This window comes from Mucilaginibacter ginsenosidivorans (genome assembly GCF_007971025.1).
In the GTDB taxonomy this organism is placed as follows: domain Bacteria; phylum Bacteroidota; class Bacteroidia; order Sphingobacteriales; family Sphingobacteriaceae; genus Mucilaginibacter; species Mucilaginibacter ginsenosidivorans.
In genome coordinates, this window is sequence record NZ_CP042436.1 from 4,641,960 (window position 1) to 4,662,348 (window position 20,389).

Sequence of the window (20,389 nt, forward strand, 5' to 3'; positions counted from 1 at the left end):
GCACCAAGCGCGCTTTTAAAACCCACTTTCAGAACACTTTACAAAACAGTATTCCATCGGTTAAGCGGCAGGCTTTGTATCTGTGGCGGGTATTTCACTAAATTCAGCCCTTTCTCAAATAATTAATATGAACGTCAAATTATCACACCTACTGCTTGCAGGTGCAGTACTGGTTACAGCCGCCGCCTTTACTCCGGATGGCAGCAAAAAAGGCCCGACCGGCCCGCCTGCGAAATTTATCGACCCCGCGAACATGGACCTGTCCATAAAACCGGGCGACGACTTCTTTGATTATGCCAACGGCACCTGGATAAAGGATAACGCTATCCCGGCTAAGGAAACACGCTGGGGCAGTTTCAACATTCTTCACCAGCAAAATACGGACAAGCTTTTGAGCTTGCTGGCCGAAGTGAGCAAAACTCCGGGCCAGCCTAAAGGCAGCCTTAAACAACGCGTTGGCGATCTGTATGCCAGCGGCATGGATAGCCTGTCCATTGAAAAAAAGGGTTATGACCCGATAAAGCCCGACCTGGCCCGTATCGCGAAAATATCTGACCTGAGCGGCGTTATTGACGAAATGATCTACGAGCGCGTAAGCGGAGACGCCAGCCCCCTTTTTGGTGCAGGCGTTGGGGCCGACTCTAAACATCCCACGCGAAACATCGTGTCATTGCGGCAAGGCGGCACCAGCCTGCCCGACCGCGATTATTACCTAAAGGACAATGACCGCAATAAAAAGATAAGGGATGCTTATAAAAAGTACATCGTCACCCTGTTTACCCTGACAGGCACAAGCGCCGATGAAGCGGATAAAGATGCAGTGATCATTTTGAACATCGAAACCGCGTTGGCAAAGGCACAACTGAGCCGTGTTGAAATGCGCGATCCAAACAAAACGTATAACAAATTTTCGGTTGCCGATCTGAATAAAACCACACCACACCTCAACTGGTCGCAACTGCTGCCGATGATGAAAATGAATGGCGTTGATACGGTTATTGTTGGGCAACCGGGTTTCTTTAAAGTTGCTGATGACATGCTGGCATCAACACCCGTTGCCGACTGGAAGGTTTACCTGGAGTGGAACATGCTTAAAGGGTCGGCTTCTGAGTTGAGCTCACCTTTTGTAAAAGCAAATTTTGAATTCAGCAGCACATTGAGCGGGCAGAAAGTACAAACCCCGCGCAACGAACGCACGTCGGGCCTGGTTGATGGCAGCCTGGGCGAATTACTGGGCCAGCTTTATGTCGAAAAATACTTTACCCCTGCTGCAAAGGAATATATGGTGAACCTGGTGAACAACCTGAAAAGTGTTTTGGGCGACCGTATAAAACGGCTGGATTGGATGAGCGCGGAAACCAAAGAACATGCGCTTAAAAAGCTGAATGCTTTTACCGTGAAAATAGGTTACCCGGATAAATGGCAGAATTATGATGGCCTGGTTATAGACCGCAACGATTACTATGGCAACCTGAAACGCATCTCGAAATGGCGCTACAACTATAACATTGCGCAATTGGGTAAACCTGTCGATAAGAAAAGATGGGGTATGACGCCGCCAACGGTAAACGCCTATTACAACCCGGTAAACAACGAGATCGTTTTCCCTGCGGGCATTTTGCAGTTCCCTTTCTTTGATTTTAAAGCAGATGATGCCGTAAACTATGGTGGTATTGGCGCCGTTATCGGTCACGAAATGACCCACGGCTTTGACGACCAGGGTCGCCAGTACGACGCCGACGGCTCGCTGCATGAATGGTGGACCAAAGATGATGCTGATAAATTTAAATCGCGGGCCGACCAGGTAGTGGCGCAATACAACGCCTTCACCGTAGTTGATACCCTGCATGTGAATGGCAAATTGACCCTGGGCGAAAACCTTGCCGACCTGGGCGGGCTAAACATTGCTTATGAGGCATTCAAGAAAACAAAAGAAGGACAATCAGGAAAGAAGATCGATGGTTTTACGCCCGATCAGCGTTTCTTCCTTTCATGGGCGCAGGTTTGGCGCGGTTCGCAACGCCCCGAGGCAGCTGCACAGCGCATTTTGACCGACCCGCATTCGCCGGAAAAATACCGTTGTAATGCTCCCATCAGCAATATCGATGCATGGTATGCCGCATTCAATATTCAGCCTGGCGACAAAAACTATAAAAAGCCGGAGGATAGAATAAGGGTTTGGTAATCCAATATCCCCGGTTACAGATCAAAGCCCGGTTAAGAAATTAGCCGGGCTTTCTGTTTAATATACTTGCTCCAGGTATCCTATCCGGCCTTCAGCATCCATTCCTTGTATGATAATACGGAAATGTTTGGTATTATCCGAATTATAGAACGAAAATTTAGCCTCGCCACGCCGGGTGTTCAAATCATGGTTCCAGTATAGCGTGGTGCGGTTGTCGGTGGTGGTTTTAGTTTGTGGTTTGCTGTAATCGGGGACCGCAAACTCGCGGGTTATGGTGTACCCGTTAAATATATAACTGTCGAATCGTTTATAACCAGGAATAGCCAGCCGGTCGTCATTGCTATTTTTTGTATAGATAAGTATTGCTCCGATCGCCCCGCCATTTAAAGGCGCAAACCATACCGGTGGTGGTACGAATCGTATCAAAGCTATTTCCTGCATCGGAACCTCAAGCGCGTCGTCTAATCCCACAGGCGCTTCATCAATATAAAATACAGGTTGCACATCTCCGCTATGAATAAGCACATTTTGACCGTGATATGTGAAGATTATCCCATTTTTAGGATCTTTTGTGATTCTCAAACCCGGCACCCGTCCGTTTAAATAATCCAAAATATCAATAGTGGGCATGGGATAACTTATTAAATCAAACGATTCGGCGTTGTTGGTTTCCAGGCGCTTTACATGATCCTTAATCAATTCATCAATAGGCGTCAACTTCCTTTCGCGAATATTTACAGTTTTCAACAACCTGCCCTCCAATACCAATTTCTGCTGCCGCTCTCTTTGCGACTTAGCCATAAACAATTGGGTAACCGGGCGTGTATAGTCAGTTATCGAATCCAGGGGCGAATAACAAGCTACTTGTAAGCTATCGGCATACGTACTATAAAGGCTCACTTTAAACTTCCCCGACCTGTCTTTTTTATTTACGGTCTGCATCAGGATACTGGCCCTGCCCGCCCGGTCATAGTCGCGTATAATGAATCGCCCGGCACTATCCGGTTCCACATAGGCAAAATATTTGGTCGAATCCTGGTTTTGAACCATCAGCTTTACCCGAAGCGGGTTTTTACGGTTGAGTTGCTCGTTGTAGCCCATTATTCTGCCCGCAATGAACTGCGATTTCTCAACGGGATTTTTTAAAATCGTGGTGTCTTTATCCCACCTGAAATGCCGCCACCCGTTGGTTAACATCACCAGGTCGAGTTGTCGCTGAAGGGTGTCGCTGTTGTTTTTGAAATAGTAAGCAGGGTGATAAACTTTGCCCTGCAATTCCGAGCTCATCAAAAAGTATGAGGCGATATTATCCGCTGCTTCATCCTCATTTATCGCATCCGAGTCAACTACCGAAACCGAGAAATTACCGCTCACATTTTTACCGTTGGCACTTAATGATTTTAAAGTGAAACCAGATTTGGTCCGCGGGCCCAAAGAGAGGGAATCGGCTTTAAGAGAAAGCTTAAGCTGATCGTTGTTATTAATAAATGTGATCCTCTCCGCTTCGGGTATCCCCTGCTCGCTGAACAGCGTCAGCCGTAATATACCAGTCGAAAAGTCATTCTTTTTTATGTTAACGAGGTTTACACCTTCGCTAAGGTGTAAGGGATAAGTGTTAAATGTCCCGTTATCCTGGAATGCGGCCAGCACAACGTTTTGGTATCCGGCCTTATTAGCACCGCAGGTTATCCGCACTTCCAGGTTGCCGGGCAAAAGCGGGTTTACCTTTAGTACCAGGCCCTGTTTTTTAAAATCGGGTAGTGTAACGGTTTGAACCGATCCGTCCGGGAAAATCACCAAAGCAATGTTTTGGTGCCCGGCGCGTCCTTCTATCTCAAACGCACCCATGCCATCATGAAGGGTCGTGATCGTTCCAATGGCTTTCTTTTCGTCATTCAGGACATCGCCGGTTACGTTTACCGGGCGTCCGTTTGCATCAGTAGCTTTAAAGGCAAAATTGCACAGACTACCTTCGACAGGATCGCCACCTTCAGGATAAAACACTATGTGGTAATTGCCGGTCGCAGATACGTGGAGGCTGATATCTTTTTCACTTAAATTTTGAATATATATTTTTTGATGGAAAGCTCCCTCTTCTCCAAAATTCATGGTCCATGCCGTAAAACCGATCAACTGATACCACCCGGACCGAAGACTATCAGGGATATCAATATTACCGAAAGCCCGCCCGTTTTTTATAGGCAATTTATTTTTAACGAGCATATTACCCGCGGAATCCGCCAGCAAAACATACGCGACACTGCTAAGCGCCGAAGGTTTTCCGTAGGCCATTGCATACGCTTTATACCAAATAGTTTGTCCGCTTGCATATACACAAGCATCGCTGTGCACAAATAGCTTTTCCTGCGGGTATCGCTTATAGTGGTTTTCCAATGAATTGCGAACCCTCAAATCTACCTGGTCTAAATTTTGGCCATTTACCGAACGAGGAAAACACAAAGTAACGGCCGCAATGATCAGTAATGCTTTGAATGCAGTGTACTTCATGAAGAAAGGGTTAATGATATAAGGTTTTTGAACCATCTAAGTTACTACAATTTAAGATTTTAGCATTAAAAAAAAACTGACGGATAGGTAGGAATTTGCAAGGAAAATGCAGAACGCAGTTATAGTGCCGAAACGATAAACCTTTTACAATGTCGTGTTACGTTCGGGCGTTGCAAAAACTTATCTTTGCATTTATTTATGATCATCCATCAATTTTACGATAAGGGCCTGGCCCATGCTTCCTATGCAATTATAAGGCTTGGAAAAATGATCGTTGTCGATCCGGCCCGCGACCCGCAACCCTACTATGATTTCGCCTCATTTAATAACGCTGAGATCATCGGCGTAATTGAAACACATCCGCATGCCGATTTTATAAGCTCGCACCTTGAAATTCACCAAACCACCGGCGCAACTATATATGCAAGCAAACTTTTAGGGGCCGAATATCCCCATGAAACATTTGATGATGGCGATGTAATTCACCTGGCCGATATAAGGCTGAAGGCATTGAACACGCCCGGCCATTCGCCCGATTCGATATGCATTTTGGTTATTGACGAAAATGGCAACGATAAGGCCATATTTACCGGTGATACTTTATTCGTTGGCGATGTTGGCCGGCCCGACCTCCGCGAAAATGCGGGTAATATTACTGCTGCCAAAGAAGAGCTTGCACGCCAGATGTATCATTCAACCCGCGAGAAGTTGATGACCCTGCCTCATCACGTGGCTGTTTACCCTGCCCACGGTCCCGGCTCGCTTTGCGGGAAAAACATTAGTCCCGATCTTGAAAGCACCATCGGCCGCGAGCTTCGCGAGAACTATGCGTTGAAGTTTATGAAAGAGGAAGCTTTCGTAGATATCCTCGTTGCCGATCAGCCTTTTATGCCGAAGTATTTTGGTCATGATGTAGAAATAAATAAGAAAGGCGCTGAACCACTGGATAGAAGTGTATCAGCGGTTCCGCGAATAGATAGAAATACCCCGCTGGAAAAAGACGCATTGATAGTTGACACACGTCCCAGCGACGACTTCAGGGCAGGCCACTTGCATGGTGCTATGAATATCCAGGGCGGTGATAAATTTGAGACCTGGCTGGGTTCCATCATCGGCCCGGAGGAGCCATTTTACCTTATTGGCACGGATGAGGAAAGCCTCGATGCCCTGATGAGGAAAGCGGCTAAGATAGGCTATGAGAACAATATAAAAGGGGTCTTACTACCACCTGATAACATGCCGGAAAAATTGCCGGAGATAGATCAGACCGACTATAAATTTCATCCCGATCACTACACCATTGTCGACGTGCGCAATTGGGGCGAAGTAAACGAAAAGAAGATATTCCCTCATTCCATCAGCATTCCCTTACCAGAGTTGAGAGAGCGGCTCAGTGAAATTCCCGCCGGCAAACCCATTGTGGTACATTGTGCTGCCGGTTATCGTTCGGCTGCTGCCACAAGTATTATAGCAGGCAAGATCGGCACAGTCCCGGTTTATGATCTTGGCGAGGCCGTAGTTGAGGTAGTAAAGCGTAGGGCTAAAAGCTTGACCTGATGCTCGAGATCGTCATAACCGGGGACGGATCCAAAACGATCTACAATAGCGAGGTTGGTGAGAACTACCATTCCAAACATGGCGCATTACAGGAAAGCCGTCATGTTTTTCTTCAATCGGGACTGGTCCATTTCCTAAACAACAACGAGCGAAAAAAAGTAGCGGCGTTAGAAGTCGGCTTTGGTACAGGGCTGAATTTTCTGTTGAGCGCGGATTATTGCGTCAAAAATCAGATCGATCTTGACTATACCGGCATCGAGGCATATCCTTTAAGCGAAGAAATGATCCGTCAAACCGGTTACGACCAGTACGTGCCAAAAGGCATCTGGAATAACTTTATGCTCCAATACGCCGATTCCCTAAATGGCTCTGTCGTAATAGATGAATTCTGCAAACTTCAACTCGCCAGCTGCAAACTCGCCGGTTTCAAAAGTAAAAGTTCGTTCGATGTCATCTACTTTGATGCCTTTGCGTCGGCATATCAACCGGAAATGTGGAGTGCGGACTCCATTGCACACACGATACAGTTTTTGAAACCGGGGGGCGTTTTTGTAACCTATGCCATAACCGGGAATCTCAAACGTGCGGTAAAATCGCTTGGCCTTAAAGTTGAAAAAGCTCCCGGCGCCCCGGGTAAACGGGAAATGCTGAGAGCTACAAAACCTGCCTAAAACCTGAAGCCTACGTTAAATTTCATGGTAAAACCGTTGGTAGCAGGTAACTCGCGGGCAGCGAGATTATTTGCTAATCCTACGCTTCGTGTCGCATAAATAATAGGGCCTCCGCATAAAGTAAACGAAAAGCGCGACGCGACCGGTACATAATTCAATGATGGGCCCACGAGCAATTTCGCACCACCTTCGGCTTCATCGGTTTCCCAAAAACCTTCCAGGTCCTGCCCTATTGCTTCAATACCACCAAACAACGAACCTGTTATTTGCCGGTGTACTCCTATGCTGCTTATTACATCAATACCATCGCGTTCCTGGGCAAATGCTTTCTCGAACCTAACATTTGCGCCCATTCGCCAAACCTGGTTCTCGAATGCGGCCGTGATTCTGCTCAAAGCAACTTTGTCGTTATTGAACTCCCGCCTGAAGCCAAGACTTGCCCCGATTCGAAAGCCAAGTGGCTGGTTACCCCCGACAAAATCGCGGAGCACCTCAACCTGCTGTAAGCTATTCACTTCGCCCTTATTCGCAAACCCTACACCCATCGAAGCCATAAAGGTGAATTTATCACCTAAATACCCTTTTACAGCCAGGTTCTGGTCTACCCCATCGTAACCAAGCGGTGTAATGGTGTGTTGGCCATAGCCGCCCGAATAATTCACACTCCAATTGCGCGCGCCGGGATTTAATGTATTGATGGTAAACAGAAAGGGCTGGGGCTGCTGCATAGCAACCGTTGCCTGCTGCTGGTTTATAGTTTGTGCATGAACTGTTGTTCCAACGAACATTATTGCCGGCGCAATAGCCAAAAAGTAAATCTTTCTCATAGTAATACTGCAAAGTGATGTGTGTAAAATTATCGCTAATAATTATGACAGGGGTTAATTTAATATTAATAGTAAAAAAAATCTGCGCACCGCAACAAATAAATTTATGGTCTATTTTCCGGTCACTTTTTTATGGCCCGTTTAAAATCCCGACATTTGTATATCTGCAAATTCGCACTTTCAATTTATGTCAATAACGCCACCCGTTACCGGTAATACCCCCTCCGCTGCATTTGAACGCCTGCTCACTATCATGGACGACCTGCGGCTGAATTGTCCATGGGATAAAAAGCAAACCCTGGAAAGTCTCCGGCACCTAACCATCGAAGAAGTTTATGAACTTTCCGATTCGATTTTAAGCGCCGATATGCCCGAAATAAAAAAGGAGTTGGGCGATATTATGCTACACCTTGTGTTTTATGCGAGGATAGCATCCGAAACCAACGACTTCACCATAACGGATGTTTTAAACGGCATTTGTGACAAACTCATCAACCGCCACCCGCATATTTATGGCGATGTGGAGGTGAATGATGAAAACGACGTAAAGCGTAACTGGGAGCAGATAAAACTTAAAGAAGGAAATAAATCTGTGTTGGGCGGCGTGCCGGCGTCACTGCCTGCTCTGGTCAAGGCGTCGCGTATACAGGAAAAAGCCCGTGGGGTGGGGTTTGACTGGGAGGAAAAGGGCCAGGTTTGGGCGAAGGTTGAAGAGGAGATGCGGGAGTTCCGAGACGAATTTAATGCCGAGGATGACAACAAAATAGATCATGATAAAGCTGAAAGCGAATTCGGCGACCTGCTTTTTTCACTGATAAATTATGCCCGTTTTATCAATATCAACCCTGAAGACGCGCTCGAAAAAACGAACCGTAAGTTTATTAAGCGTTTTCAATATCTCGAAAACAAGGCAAAAGAGCAGGGCAAAGATCTGCACGATATGAGCCTGGCCGAAATGGATGTATTTTGGGACGAGGCAAAAAAACTATAAAAATATACCATACCCCTGTAGCGTTCACTCCAATTTACGCGTATAGCCAAATATGAACAGAAATTTACTGTATCTGCTCCCCTTTCTGATGATTTTGGGTGCCGGGTGCCTGAAAACCAACAACGACGTAAAGCAACCGGGCACGCCATCAGGTACGTTTAACGGGCAATTCCGGTATTTGCATCGTCACAGCAGCAATGTTCCGTTCGACACAGTGAAGACCAACCTGACGATAACAATGACAACCCCTGCTAATACATATGCAGTTACGGGGGACACGTCGACTATACACGCTGCTAGCCGCGGTACCTTTAGCATAGGCTCGCCATATATGGTTTTTAACGACGCCACATTTCCGCCCGCAGGTATCGCAACAAAAACTCACCTGGCCGGAGCTTACCTCTACTACTACGACGGCACAGTGTTCCAGTTATTGGCCTACAGCGCCGATACCCTAAGTTTGCAGTACGACCTGAAAAGAACACAATAGCATATATTTTTATTTTAAGTTTGAGGGGAAGGCCGGTATCAGTACCGGCTTTTTTTATTAATATGCATTTGAAAAATATTTTCCTTTGTTGTAGCGATAGGAGCTTATCTGTCGTAACAGATTAGTAAACGGTTGAATTATAGGCTGAATATCTAACACTTAATGCGTCCATCCCACCGCATTGCCGAAGACGAAATCATAAGGCAATGCAAATCAGGCAGCTTAAAATACCAGGAACTGCTTTATAAGCATTTCTATGGCTACGCCATGGGGATAGGCTTAAGGTACTGCCTGAACAGGGACGACGCGATGGAGGCTGTTAACGACGCTTTTATTAAGGTGTTTAACGCTATAAAAAGTTTTGACACCGAAAAGCCCTTTAAAGCCTGGCTAAGGGCAATTGTGGTAAATACGGCCATCGACCGGCGACGCAAAGACCTAAAACTGTTACAAAACACCGATCTGGATGACGCCGGGCAGTTAACACTCGGCGTAACCGTCGTCGATAGCTTAAATGCACAGGATATATTGAACCTGATGCAAGGTTTGCCAACCATCCAGGCTACAATATTCAACCTGTACGAGATAGATGGTTATAACCACGACGAAATAAGCGAGATGCTTAATATACCCGCCAGTTCGTCGAGGGTGTATTTAAGCAGGGCAAAAGAGAAATTGAGGAAAATTATTAAAGTAGAGATAACAAAACATGGATGACCAGCTTGACAATGAGTTAAAAAAGCGCATCACCGAAGTGTTTGAAAACTACGAGGACACTTCGGCCGATGAAGGCTGGCTAAAACTGAGGGAAAAATTTCCTGAAGAAAAAAAACGCCGCGTTGCCGCCTGGTATTGGGCCGGTATAGCTGCGGCATTACTGTTGCTTTTCCTGGGTATCCTATGGTTCAAAAAGGGAAATATTGATGAGTCTCAGCTTGTGACTAAACAGACACCTGTGAAAGGCCATCAACAAGCGCCCGAAATTGCAAAAGAAAACAGGAAGGCTGATTCAAAATATCTGCCCGATTCTGCAAACGCGCCCAAATCATCATTAGCGCAAAATTCCGGCACTCCGGTTGCGCCAAAGAACAAAGAGAACACTCCTGGAACACCTACAGTTTCAAGGGAGAGGCAAGAGGCGATAGCCGCGGTTAACCGAAAAAACATTAATGGGAATGCTTTAATTACAGCAAAAAGCAGTCTGCCTCATGCTGTAAAGGCGCCTTCAAAATCCCAGGCAATTGCGGGTATTCGATCGGCGAATAATATTGCGCAGGCTAACCCGCAAAATACGGCGTCCAAGCCAGGCATCATTGCGAGCTTACGGGCTCCGGATAACAATTCGCTTCCGGTTACGCAGAACGTGGCAAAGAATAAAATTGACTCGGTTGTTCAAAATCCGTCGCAGGCAGTTGCGGCCAATCCAAAGGGGATTGACATGCGGAAGGAAGATCAGGCCAAGGCATCGGACAAAAAATCCATCGAGGACATGTTCAGGCAGGACAAACAAGTAGCGGAAACCAGGTCAAAGAAAACATCCAAAGAAGATAAGGCAATAAATGTAGGTGTTTATGCCGCCACTTACTTCAATTACGCCAAGGGCAGCACCAACCAGTTTAACCTTGGCGCCGGTATCACGTCCGACGTTAAGCTGACCCGGAACCTTAAATTATCGACAGGGGTTTCCGTCGGTCAGAATACCATGACCTATGCCGGACAACCACCGCAGCAAGCTTCGTACAATGCAATAGCAGTGGCCACTACTTCAAATTTCAGTCCGGCCAAAATGCTGTATACCGCTTCGGCACCAACATTTAAAGACTATAGCGCCAACCTGGTTGGGCTGGATATCCCATTAAACCTAAAGTTTGTTTTCGATCCACAAAAAAGCGGAACGTATATATTGGCAGGTGTAAGTTCGGGTACGTTTATCAACGAAACATATACTTATAGCTATAGCACCCCGTCGCTTTATTCTTCTAACGTTTCGCAGGTTCAAAACCAATCCACCAAAGATAGTTTCAATGGCTTCTATTTTGCGAAAACACTAAACCTTGCTTTTGGTACGGGTTATACTGTCGGCCGCAGCCAATTGGTGGTAGAACCTTTTATGAAATACCCGCTTGCAGGGCTGGGTTCGCAGCAATTGAAGTTTGGCGCCGGCGGGGTAAACCTCAAATTCAACTTCCAGGTTAAGAAAAAATGAGGATACGATTTTAGGATTGTAAAGATTTTTCGGGATTTTGATGTGCAGCCGAGCAAGAATCTTGCTAATCGATATAATTACTTAATCGTGTTTTACTTAAACCGTATTGCCTTAACCGGGGATATTTTAGCCACGAGCATGGAAGGTATAATAAGCACCAGTATGCAGATTACCATGGTGCCGAGGTTGAGTAAAAGCACGTCTGACCAATGTAACTGCATCGGGACGAATTTCATGTAATATGATGCCTCGTCCAATGTAAAAAAATGTGTACGATGTTGGAAAAGACTTATCCCGAGTCCAAATACATTGCCTAAAACCAGCCCGATCCCAACAAGGTAACTCGCATTATAAAGAAATATTTTCTGGATGGTCCAGTTCTTTGCGCCCATTGCCTTAAGTATTCCGATCATTGATGTACGTTCCAGGATGATAATGAGCAAAGCCGATATCATATTGATAGTGCCTACCAGTATCATGAGTATCAACATCACTTCTGCATTCAGGTCCAATTCGCTTAGCCACACAAAAATGGTCGGGTACGACTCCGTCACGGTATATGATTTTAACTTTAACGGCATTTTATCGGCCAGAAAATCGTTCGCAGTATTCAGTTTATCAAAATCCGCTACCTGTAACTGGTATCCGCCTATCTCGTCAGCATCCCAATTGTTCAGTTTAACCAGCAGCGAAAGGTCGCCGATAACAAATGTTTTGTCGACCTCTTCAACTCCTACATCGAAAATACCTTTAACATAAAAAGGTCTTTTCCGCAGGGACTCCTGTACAAAATACATCAGAAATTTATCTCCTACCTTCAATTTTAACCGGCTGGCCGTATAGCTTGATATCATGACCTGTTTTTGCGCGTCCGCCGTATCGGCAAAATCGATCACCTTACCCGAAACCATCATCTTCTTAAAAAATGTCCAGTCATAATCTTTATTCACCCCCTTTATTACCACACCTTCTATCTCGGTCTTGGTTTTGATGATCCCGGGTTTAATAACTGTGGGCGCTATATTGGTGAAAAGGGAACTCGACCTGATCTTTTTTACAAAATCATTATCCATGTGTATCGGCGATGCCTGGTACGAGTTGTTGTTGTCATAATTCTGTACCTGGATATCGCCGGCAAAGCCTCTCAATTTTTGCCTGATCTCCTGTTTAAATCCCCGTATAATGGCTACAGACAATATCATCACTCCAAGGCTCAGCATGATCCCGATGATCGCGATGCGGACGATCAGCTTGGAGTAAGTGCGGTTCGACTTAAAGGATATCCTGGATGATATAAAGGAGGCGAAACTCAATACGGAGCGATTTTTGTAACTTCGCAAATATGCAGATTTCAGTTGAATTGCTGTTATGCCCGCTGCATTTACACTTTACTGCTTATGAAAAGATATTTTTTTGTCCTGTTCATGCTTTTATCGGTTAATTCGCTGATTGCCGCCGCGCAGCATCAAGCAAAAGCCGGCCATAAAACCAGGGCTCATAAATCTACTGTAAAAACCGTTCTTCCGGGGGCAGATCAAACAGGGTTATATCTCGGTTACCTAAAAAACAAGAACATAGGGATGGTCATTAATCAAACATCTGTTATTGGTCGTAACCATGTTTCGAGTTTGGACAGCCTGGTAAAACTCGGGGTGCATATAGTTAAAATATTCGGGCCCGAGCATGGCTTTCGTGGTACCGCCAGTAACGGCGCCACGGTAAATGATACAGTCGATCCTAAAACAGGCATACCGGCTATTTCGCTTTATGGTAAACATTACAAACCAACTCCCGATGATCTGAAGGGCCTCGACCTTGTTGTTTTTGATATACAGGATGTGGGCACCCGGTTTTACACTTACCTTTCCACGCTTCACTATGTGATGGAAGCTTGTGCCGAAAACCATGTCGAGCTGATGATCCTCGACCGTCCGAACCCCAACGGTAACTATGTCGACGGTCCTGTGCTGGATACAGCATACCGTTCATTTGTCGGGCTGGATGCCATACCAATTGTTCATGGGATGACTTTTGGCGAATATGCACAAATGCTAAATGGCGAAGGCTGGCTCAAAGGGCATGTACAATGTAAATTGAGGATCATTAAAGTAGCTCATTATACCCATGCAACTACCTACATACCTCCTGTCAATCCTTCGCCCAACCTTAACACCTATAACTCAATTGTACTTTATCCGAGCCTTTGCCTGTTTGAAGGCACTACGCTTAGTCTTGGTCGCGGCACATTATTTCCCTTCCAGGTGCTGGGGCATCCCCTGTTCAAAGGAAAATTCCGCTTCTCATTTACACCAGAAAGCATCCCAGGCATGAGCGAAGACCCGCCCCAAAAAGGGAAAATTTGCTATGGAATTGACATGCGAAATTATGACCCTGAAACCATAAGGAGTAAAGGCAAAATCGATATATTGTGGCTGATAAAGTTGTATAAGGAATTTCCTGACAAAGAGCATTTTTTTAACAATTACTTTACCAAACTGGCGGGTAATACAGAATTAAGAAAGCAGATCGAAGAAGGCAAAAGCGATGCGGAAATAAGAAAAAGCTGGGAGCCTGCTTTGAGCAATTTTAAAACAATTCGGAAGAAATATCTTTTGTACAAATAAATATTAAAAAAATCAAAAGCCTGCAACCTGTTTATGAGGATAGTTTTCATGGGTACGCCCGAATTTGCCGTAGCATCGCTTGATGCGTTGATCGACTCGGGGGCCGAGATAGTGGGCGTAGTTACCGCACCGGATAAACCGGCCGGCAGGGGGCAAAAAGTAAGTGAAAGCGCTGTTAAGCAATATGCTGTTGCCCATGCCCTTAAAGTATTGCAGCCAGAAAAACTGAAAAACGAACAGTTCCTGGCCGAATTAAGATCATTAAAGGCCGATCTGCAGGTAGTGGTAGCTTTCAGGATGTTACCAGAAGTTGTGTGGAACATGCCGCCAAAAGGAACGATCAATTTACATGCTTCGTTGCTACCCCAATATCGTGGTGCGGCTCCCATCAATTGGGTGTTGATAAATGGTGAACGGGAAAGTGGTGTTACTACCTTTTTCCTGAAACATGATATTGATACCGGCGATATATTATTTACAGAAAAGGTTACCCTTACCGGCAAGGAAACAGCAGGCGACCTGCACGACCGGCTGATGAATAAAGGCGCCGGGCTGCTGGTAAAAACGGTTAAAGGGATTGAAAGCGGGAGGTACAAAGAACTGCCGCAGGCACAACTTGTGGAAGGGGCCGAGCTAAAGCATGCCCCCAAAATATTTAAGGATGATTGCAAGATAGACTGGACAAAACCGGCCCAAAACATATACAATTTGATCAGGGGCCTCAGCCCTTATCCTACGGCGTTCACTACATTGAATGATAAAATCCTTAAAATTTTCGTAGCTGATTTCGAGATAACCGAACCCGGTATATCGCCCGGTGGTTTTTTGACAGACAACAAAACCTTTCTGAAATTTGCCGCGGCAGATGGCTTTGTTAGTTTGACAGATGTTCAACTAGAAGGAAAAAAGCGTATGGGTATTGAGGAATTTCTGAGGGGAGTAAGGTTATAATCAGCTTATCGTCATAAAGCAACAAGCCTATTTTAGCACAACAATTTAAGGCTATTTTTGCCGGATGATCGACAACCGGATAGCGGCCTTAAAAGCTGAAATAGAACCCTTAAAGCAAAAACTTGTTAACCACGAACTTTATAAAAATATCTGTTCCATCGAGGACCTCAATACCTTTATGGAGTATCATGTTTTTGCTGTTTGGGATTTTATGTCGCTGCTTAAATCACTGCAACAGAAATTAACCTGTACGGATATCCCATGGATTCCGGTTGGAAACGCTAACACCCGTTATTTGATCAACGAAATTGTTTTGGGCGAAGAGAGCGATGTAGACCCAGATGGCGAGCGCGCCAGCCATTTCGAACTGTATCTTTCGGCCATGAAGCAGGCCGGTTCTTCGGCAGCTTGTATCAATGCCCTGCTTTATGAATTATCAAACGGAAAAAGCATTGATGAGGCTCTCATCCTTTCCGGCACACCCGAAGCGGCCCGTAAGTTTGTAGAATATACGTTTGATTTGATAGCGACAGGTGGTTCTCATTTGCAGGCCGGCGTTTTTACCTTCGGGCGCGAAGACCTTATACCGGGTATGTTCATTAGCCTGGTAAAGGAATTAAACGAGCAATTCCCGGGCAAGATCGGCACCTTGCTTTATTACCTCGAGCGTCACATCGAGGTGGACGGCGAGCACCACTCCCATTTAGCCTATCAAATGACCGCTGAGCTTTGCGGCGACGACGATAAAAAATGGGCCGAAGTTACGTTTACTGCAAAGGAAGCGTTGCAGCATCGCATAGTCTTATGGGATGGCATTTTGAACGAGATACGGGTAACTGAAACTATTTGATCAGAGTTTATTCAACTCCCCTATCAAACCCTTGCTTAACTGATTAAAATAACGCTTTACCCCAAACCCCATTACCCATTGTATACCGCGGGCTGCATTGGTCAAAAAAACTTCATCAGCTTCGTACAGTATATCCGGGTTTATCTCGGCTTCTGTAAATGGGATATTGCTTTGTTTGGCCAGTTTGATCACTATGTTCCGCATCACGCCTTCCACGCATCCTTCGCTTAATGCCGGGGTGTAAAGGTGGCTCTTATACCAAACAAAAATGTTAGAGCTGCCGGCTTCGCACAGATTGCCGCGGTGGTTGATAAGGAAAATATCATCCAGCCTGTTCTGCGTTTTAAACAGGCCCGCCATTACGAAAGGCAGCGAGTTGCAGGTTTTGACATTAGACAGGTAATTCACCGGTTTGGGCAACTCTGTGAATACGTCCATAATAAGTCCTTTATCGTTCAGAAAGTAACGGGGCTCGTCCATGGGCTGCATCTCGAGGCAGTAGCCCATTTTATTTTGGGTAGGTGCATAAAGCCCCTCAGCATCACGGTAAACTGTCAGTCGCAGGCGTCCGTGTTTGATCTTGTTACGGGTTGCAAGCTGCTCTACTTTCTCCTTCAAAAACCAGGTATCCATTTGCGAATACCCGTCTATCTTTAGCAGTTTCATACCCCTCTGTAGTCGGTCGGCGTGCAACTCAGCAAATTTAAGCTGCCCCTTCATCAGCCGCATACTTTCAAACAAGCCGTCGCCGTATTTAAATCCACGATTTGCTATGGTTAACAGTTTGCTGTCAGCAGCCAATATTTCACCATTAAAATTGATATATAAGGGGGCCATATCTGGTGTTAGATATTTAAGTTAAAGATCAGGACCGCGCCAGGCAACAATACATTCAATGCTTTTAAGATTTTTGTTCAAATATTATGGCTCATATCCGACTTCACATAGCGCCGCCATTTATCCAGCACCATCTCAAAGTCCTGCGGTAAAGGCGCTTCAAAGTTCATTGGTTTTTTGGTTGAAGGATGAACAAATCCCAAAGTCTGCGCATGTAAAGCCTGCCTCGGCATTATTTGAAAGCAATTGTCGACAAATTGTTTGTATTTATTAAAAACAGTCCCTTTCAAAACCTTGTCTCCACCATAAATGGCATCGCTAAACAAGGGATGACCGATGTGTTTCATGTGCGCTCTTATCTGATGTGTGCGGCCTGTTTCCAGCTGGCATTCGATCAGGGTAACATAATGCAATCGCTCTAAAACCTTATAATGCGTTACCGCCCATTTTCCTTTTTCCGGATCATCATAAATCGACATCACCCGCCTGTCGTTATGACTGCGACCAATATAACCTGTCACCGTTCCGTCCTGCTCTATATCCCCCCAAACCAGGGCAAGGTATTTACGTGTAATAGTATGATCAAAAAACTGGCGCGCCAGGTAGGTCATCGAGCGTTCATTCTTACTAATAAGTAGTAATCCAGAAGTATCCTTATCTATCCGGTGCACCAAACCGGGCCGACCGTCATTCCCGGGCAGAGTAGGTAATTGCTGAAAGTGGAAGACCAAAGCATTAACAAGTGTTCCTGTATAATTATTATACCCCGGATGCACTACCATCCCGGGTTCCTTATTCACTATCAGCACATCATCATCTTCATAAACAATGTTAATGGGGATATTCTCCGGGTAAACTTCAGTGTCTCGTGGCGGATGGGGTAATACAACAGAGATAACATCCAGCGGCTTTACCTTATAGCTGGCTTTTATGCCTTTGTCATTTACCAGGACATTCCCCTGCTCAATAGCATTTTGAATGCGGTTGCGCGAAGCATTTTCGACGCGGTGCATCAAAAATTTATCGATGCGAAGCAGCGATTGGCCTTTATCAACGATCAACCGCAGATGTTCGTATAAATCCTGTTCTTCCTGTTCCGGTAATTCAATCTCGGTTGTTGTCATTATCGCAAAAGTACTCGTTTTTTTACACTATTGAATATTGACAGGCGGATGTTCTAACTTTACCCCATGCAGATCGACTTTGAAATTTTCAGCCCCGTTCACCAAATACATGATAAGTTATTTGATGAACAGGGCTTGAAAGTTTTTATCAAACGAGACGATATGATCCATCCTATCATCTCGGGCAATAAATGGCGCAAGCTGAAATATTTACTTGAAGATGCACAGGCTGTCAGAAAAACTCACCTGGTCACATTTGGGGGGGCTTATTCTAATTACCTGCTAGCTACGGCTGCCGCTGCCGCAAAATTTGGTTTTAAGGCCACGGGAATCGTGCGTGGCGAGGAAGTTAATAACGATACGTTATTTCTTTGTCGCCTGCACGGAATGAATTTGATATTCGTCGACCGTGAAAGCTATCGCGATAAGACTGCGTTATTCGACAAATACTTTGCTGACAATGCCTCTGCTTATTTCATTAACGAAGGCGGGGCATCGGAACTGGGTGCAAAAGGCTGTAGTGAGTTGGTAAGTGAATTGACCCAAAACTATGATCATGTCTTTTGCGCCTGCGGAACAGGGACAACTGCGGCAGGTATCATCAATGGGCTACAACTGCATAACCTCCCAACCCGCTTCCATGGCGTACCTGTTTTGAAGAATGGGGAATTTCTGAGAACAGAAATAAGTAAATGCCTGGCTTCGGCAACTGACTATGATCTGCATACAGAATATCATTTTGGCGGTTACGGAAAAGTGACCGATGAACTTATCCGTTTTATAAAAGACTTTACTTCCTCCACCGGTATATTGATAGAACCTGTTTATACGGGTAAAATGCTGTTTGCTTTATACGACATGGCTGCTAAAAACCTGTTCGCCCCAGACAGCAAAATTTTAGTTATTCACACCGGCGGGTTGTGGGGATTGTTAGGTATGAAGGACAAGTTTCGATCATGATCTGCGCAGAAATTCTTGGTTTGGGCAACTCAAATCTTCTAACCTGCCTATCGAAATCAGGTTGACCAAAATTAAGTTCAGTTCAAAATATAGGTTTAAACAATTTAAAGTTACTTTTTTGTCAATCGGTTCAAAAATGGCCTAAATTGTTGTTTTTGAGGGTTTTTTCGTAAATTTGCGACAAACCAATTGCTTATGTATAACCTTCAGATCGCACCCGAGAACGTACAGGACACTTTAAAAAAGCACATCCTTGCCGATGGCTTTGACTTAACTTTTGACATGGGAAAAAGTAAGGGCGTTTATATGTATGATGCCAAGCATAAACGCACCTATCTCGACTTTTTTACCTGCTTCGCTTCGGTGCCTTTAGGTTACAATCACCCCAAGATGGTTGACGATGAAGCATTCAAAAAGAACCTGTTGCTTGCAGCCCTTACGAATCCTTCAAACTCCGACATATACACCGAACAATATGCCCAATTCGTTGAAACATTCGACCGCGTCGGCATTCCCGATTACCTGCCGCATGCCTTCTTTATTGCGGGCGGCTCATTGGCAATTGAGAACGCGCTGAAAGTTGCCATGGACTGGAAGGTTCAAAAGAATTTTGCAAAGGGCTATACCAAAGAAAAAGGCTTTAAAGTGCTCCATTTTGAACAGGCGTTTCACGGCCGCAGCGGCTATACGTTAAGCCTGACCAATACCCTGCCGGTTAAAACCAAATGGTTTGCCAAGTTCGACTGGCCCAGGGTATCCATCCCCAAAATGGTTTTCCCCTATTCTGACGCAAATCACGAAGACTTACTGCTAAGGGAAGAACTTTCCATCAGCCAGATCAAAAAAGCCTTCGAAGTAAATAAGGATGATATTTGCGCCATCATTATAGAGCCGATACAATCCGAAGGCGGCGACAACCATGTTCGCCAGGAGTTTTTGGAACAGTTGCGCATATTGGCTGATGAGAATGAAGCAATGCTGATCTACGACGAGGTGCAAAGCGGCGTTGGCCTTACGGGTAAATTCTGGTGCCACCAGCATTTTGGTGAAAAAGCACGCCCGGATATTATTGCCTTTGGTAAAAAAATGCAGGTATGTGGCATACTGGCAAGTAACAGAGTTGATGAGGTTGAAAATAATGTTTTCAAGGTGTCATCGCGCATCAACTCAACCTGGGGCGGTAGTTTGGTAGACATGGTACGTTCGTCTAAGATCATGGAGATAATTGAAGAGGATCAGTTATGCGACAATGCCGCAGAAGTTGGCGACTATCTTCAAAGCGGGTTGTTAAGGATATCTCAAAAAAATGCAGTCATAGGAAATGTACGCGGTAAGGGTTTAATGACCGCCTTTGATTTCCCGGATAAGAACAGGCGGGATAAGTTTATACAGGAGGGAATGAAACGGGATGTGATGTTCCTGGGATGTGGTAATCAGACCATTCGCTTCAGGCCGGCACTTATTATGGATAAGCAACATATTGATGAAGGACTATCTGTACTTGAAAAAATATTGACCATATTATAATACCGGTCGGTAATATTTTTGCGACAAGGCGCCTGTTTTTAAAACAATAGGCGCTTTTTTCATATTATGAATACTATAACG

General features: G+C 45.2%; 17 protein-coding genes. 12 read left to right on the top strand and 5 right to left on the bottom strand.

Going from position 1 to position 20,389, the window contains the following annotated elements; translation table 11 throughout:
• Window positions 1–127 precede the first annotated feature (127 nt).
• On the top strand, window positions 128–2,185 hold the full coding sequence (locus FRZ54_RS21140) for a M13 family metallopeptidase (RefSeq protein WP_147033800.1): 2,058 nt from the start codon (window positions 128–130) through the stop codon (window positions 2,183–2,185).
• 57 nt (window positions 2,186–2,242) lie between these two features.
• Here FRZ54_RS21140 and FRZ54_RS21145 read toward each other — a convergent pair whose 3' ends face one another.
• Window positions 2,243–4,693, bottom strand: a complete 2,451-nt coding sequence (locus tag FRZ54_RS21145; RefSeq protein ID WP_147033801.1) for a hypothetical protein — start codon at window positions 4,691–4,693, stop codon at window positions 2,243–2,245.
• A 198-nt stretch (window positions 4,694–4,891) separates the two neighbouring features.
• On the opposite strand from FRZ54_RS21145, the gene FRZ54_RS21150 reads away from it, so the two are divergent.
• Both FRZ54_RS21150 and mnmD read left to right on the top strand, forming a co-directional pair.
• Complete coding sequence (locus FRZ54_RS21150; protein WP_147033802.1) at window positions 4,892–6,250, top strand: MBL fold metallo-hydrolase; 1,359 nt, start codon at window positions 4,892–4,894, stop codon at window positions 6,248–6,250.
• Window positions 6,250–6,921 (top strand): tRNA (5-methylaminomethyl-2-thiouridine)(34)-methyltransferase MnmD, encoded by a 672-nt coding sequence (mnmD, locus tag FRZ54_RS21155; RefSeq protein ID WP_147033803.1) that lies wholly within the window; start codon window positions 6,250–6,252, stop codon window positions 6,919–6,921. Before FRZ54_RS21150 ends, mnmD begins: the two co-directional genes overlap by 1 nt.
• Here mnmD and FRZ54_RS21160 read toward each other — a convergent pair.
• Window positions 6,918–7,748: a hypothetical protein gene (locus tag FRZ54_RS21160; RefSeq protein ID WP_147033804.1), complete on the bottom strand. Its 831-nt coding sequence runs from the start codon at window positions 7,746–7,748 to the stop codon at window positions 6,918–6,920. The two genes, mnmD and FRZ54_RS21160, sit on opposite strands and share 4 nt — an antisense overlap.
• A 187-nt stretch (window positions 7,749–7,935) precedes the next feature.
• Between FRZ54_RS21160 and mazG the strand changes: the two genes are divergently transcribed.
• The 4 genes from mazG (at window position 7,936) to FRZ54_RS21180 (ending at window position 11,435) form a co-directional block, all read left to right on the top strand.
• On the top strand, window positions 7,936–8,739 hold the full coding sequence (mazG, locus tag FRZ54_RS21165; RefSeq protein WP_147033805.1) for a nucleoside triphosphate pyrophosphohydrolase: 804 nt from the start codon (window positions 7,936–7,938) through the stop codon (window positions 8,737–8,739).
• Between the two features lie 52 nt (window positions 8,740–8,791).
• Complete coding sequence (locus FRZ54_RS21170; RefSeq protein WP_147033806.1) at window positions 8,792–9,229, top strand: hypothetical protein; 438 nt, start codon at window positions 8,792–8,794, stop codon at window positions 9,227–9,229.
• A gap of 162 nt (window positions 9,230–9,391) precedes the next feature.
• A complete protein-coding gene (locus tag FRZ54_RS21175; protein WP_147033807.1) occupies window positions 9,392–9,946 on the top strand; it encodes an RNA polymerase sigma factor in 555 nt (184 codons plus the stop codon).
• Entirely contained in the window at window positions 9,939–11,435 is a 1,497-nt protein-coding gene (locus tag FRZ54_RS21180) for a hypothetical protein (RefSeq protein WP_147033808.1), read from the top strand. The genes FRZ54_RS21175 and FRZ54_RS21180 overlap by 8 nt, the downstream gene beginning before the upstream one ends.
• A 92-nt stretch (window positions 11,436–11,527) precedes the next feature.
• On the opposite strand, the gene FRZ54_RS21185 is transcribed toward FRZ54_RS21180, so the two are convergent.
• A complete protein-coding gene (locus FRZ54_RS21185) occupies window positions 11,528–12,748 on the bottom strand; it encodes an ABC transporter permease (protein ID WP_147034559.1) in 1,221 nt (406 codons plus the stop codon).
• 84 nt (window positions 12,749–12,832) lie between these two features.
• Between FRZ54_RS21185 and FRZ54_RS21190 the strand changes: the two genes are divergently transcribed.
• The 3 genes from FRZ54_RS21190 to FRZ54_RS21200 all read left to right on the top strand — a co-directional run bounded on the left by FRZ54_RS21190 (window position 12,833) and on the right by FRZ54_RS21200 (window position 15,860).
• Window positions 12,833–14,059, top strand: a complete 1,227-nt coding sequence (locus FRZ54_RS21190; RefSeq protein WP_147033809.1) for an exo-beta-N-acetylmuramidase NamZ family protein — start codon at window positions 12,833–12,835, stop codon at window positions 14,057–14,059.
• 33 nt (window positions 14,060–14,092) lie between these two features.
• Window positions 14,093–15,010, top strand: a complete 918-nt coding sequence (fmt, locus tag FRZ54_RS21195; RefSeq protein WP_147033810.1) for a methionyl-tRNA formyltransferase — start codon at window positions 14,093–14,095, stop codon at window positions 15,008–15,010.
• 64 nt (window positions 15,011–15,074) lie between these two features.
• On the top strand, window positions 15,075–15,860 hold the full coding sequence (locus FRZ54_RS21200) for a DUF3050 domain-containing protein (protein ID WP_147033811.1): 786 nt from the start codon (window positions 15,075–15,077) through the stop codon (window positions 15,858–15,860).
• Here the strand turns inward: FRZ54_RS21200 and FRZ54_RS21205 are convergent, their stop codons facing one another.
• Window positions 15,861–16,697, bottom strand: a complete 837-nt coding sequence (locus FRZ54_RS21205) for an aminotransferase class IV (protein WP_147033812.1) — start codon at window positions 16,695–16,697, stop codon at window positions 15,861–15,863. It abuts the gene before it with no gap.
• Between the two features lie 77 nt (window positions 16,698–16,774).
• The gene (locus FRZ54_RS21210; RefSeq protein ID WP_147033813.1) at window positions 16,775–17,821 is read right to left on the bottom strand and encodes an RluA family pseudouridine synthase; all 1,047 of its coding nucleotides are present in this window, start codon (window positions 17,819–17,821) and stop codon (window positions 16,775–16,777) included.
• Between the two features lie 66 nt (window positions 17,822–17,887).
• Between FRZ54_RS21210 and FRZ54_RS21215 the strand changes: the two genes are divergently transcribed.
• Together FRZ54_RS21215 and lat are read left to right on the top strand one after the other, a co-directional pair.
• Entirely contained in the window at window positions 17,888–18,781 is an 894-nt protein-coding gene (locus FRZ54_RS21215) for a 1-aminocyclopropane-1-carboxylate deaminase/D-cysteine desulfhydrase (RefSeq protein WP_147033814.1), read from the top strand.
• A 195-nt stretch (window positions 18,782–18,976) separates the two neighbouring features.
• On the top strand, window positions 18,977–20,308 hold the full coding sequence (gene lat, locus FRZ54_RS21220) for an L-lysine 6-transaminase (RefSeq protein ID WP_147033815.1): 1,332 nt from the start codon (window positions 18,977–18,979) through the stop codon (window positions 20,306–20,308).
• Window positions 20,309–20,389 lie beyond the last annotated feature (81 nt).

Coding starts and splice junctions, on each gene's coding strand:
- FRZ54_RS21140 (WP_147033800.1), top strand. CDS start 128: ATGAACGTCAAATTATCACACCTACTGCTTGCAGGTGCAGTACTGGTT.
- FRZ54_RS21145 (WP_147033801.1), bottom strand. CDS start 4,693: ATGAAGTACACTGCATTCAAAGCATTACTGATCATTGCGGCCGTTACT.
- FRZ54_RS21150 (WP_147033802.1), top strand. CDS start 4,892: ATGATCATCCATCAATTTTACGATAAGGGCCTGGCCCATGCTTCCTAT.
- mnmD (WP_147033803.1), top strand. CDS start 6,250: ATGCTCGAGATCGTCATAACCGGGGACGGATCCAAAACGATCTACAAT.
- FRZ54_RS21160 (WP_147033804.1), bottom strand. CDS start 7,748: ATGAGAAAGATTTACTTTTTGGCTATTGCGCCGGCAATAATGTTCGTT.
- mazG (WP_147033805.1), top strand. CDS start 7,936: ATGTCAATAACGCCACCCGTTACCGGTAATACCCCCTCCGCTGCATTT.
- FRZ54_RS21170 (WP_147033806.1), top strand. CDS start 8,792: ATGAACAGAAATTTACTGTATCTGCTCCCCTTTCTGATGATTTTGGGT.
- FRZ54_RS21175 (WP_147033807.1), top strand. CDS start 9,392: ATGCGTCCATCCCACCGCATTGCCGAAGACGAAATCATAAGGCAATGC.
- FRZ54_RS21180 (WP_147033808.1), top strand. CDS start 9,939: ATGGATGACCAGCTTGACAATGAGTTAAAAAAGCGCATCACCGAAGTG.
- FRZ54_RS21190 (WP_147033809.1), top strand. CDS start 12,833: ATGAAAAGATATTTTTTTGTCCTGTTCATGCTTTTATCGGTTAATTCG.
- fmt (WP_147033810.1), top strand. CDS start 14,093: ATGAGGATAGTTTTCATGGGTACGCCCGAATTTGCCGTAGCATCGCTT.
- FRZ54_RS21200 (WP_147033811.1), top strand. CDS start 15,075: ATGATCGACAACCGGATAGCGGCCTTAAAAGCTGAAATAGAACCCTTA.
- FRZ54_RS21205 (WP_147033812.1), bottom strand. CDS start 16,697: ATGGCCCCCTTATATATCAATTTTAATGGTGAAATATTGGCTGCTGAC.
- FRZ54_RS21210 (WP_147033813.1), bottom strand. CDS start 17,821: ATGACAACAACCGAGATTGAATTACCGGAACAGGAAGAACAGGATTTA.
- FRZ54_RS21215 (WP_147033814.1), top strand. CDS start 17,888: ATGCAGATCGACTTTGAAATTTTCAGCCCCGTTCACCAAATACATGAT.
- lat (WP_147033815.1), top strand. CDS start 18,977: ATGTATAACCTTCAGATCGCACCCGAGAACGTACAGGACACTTTAAAA.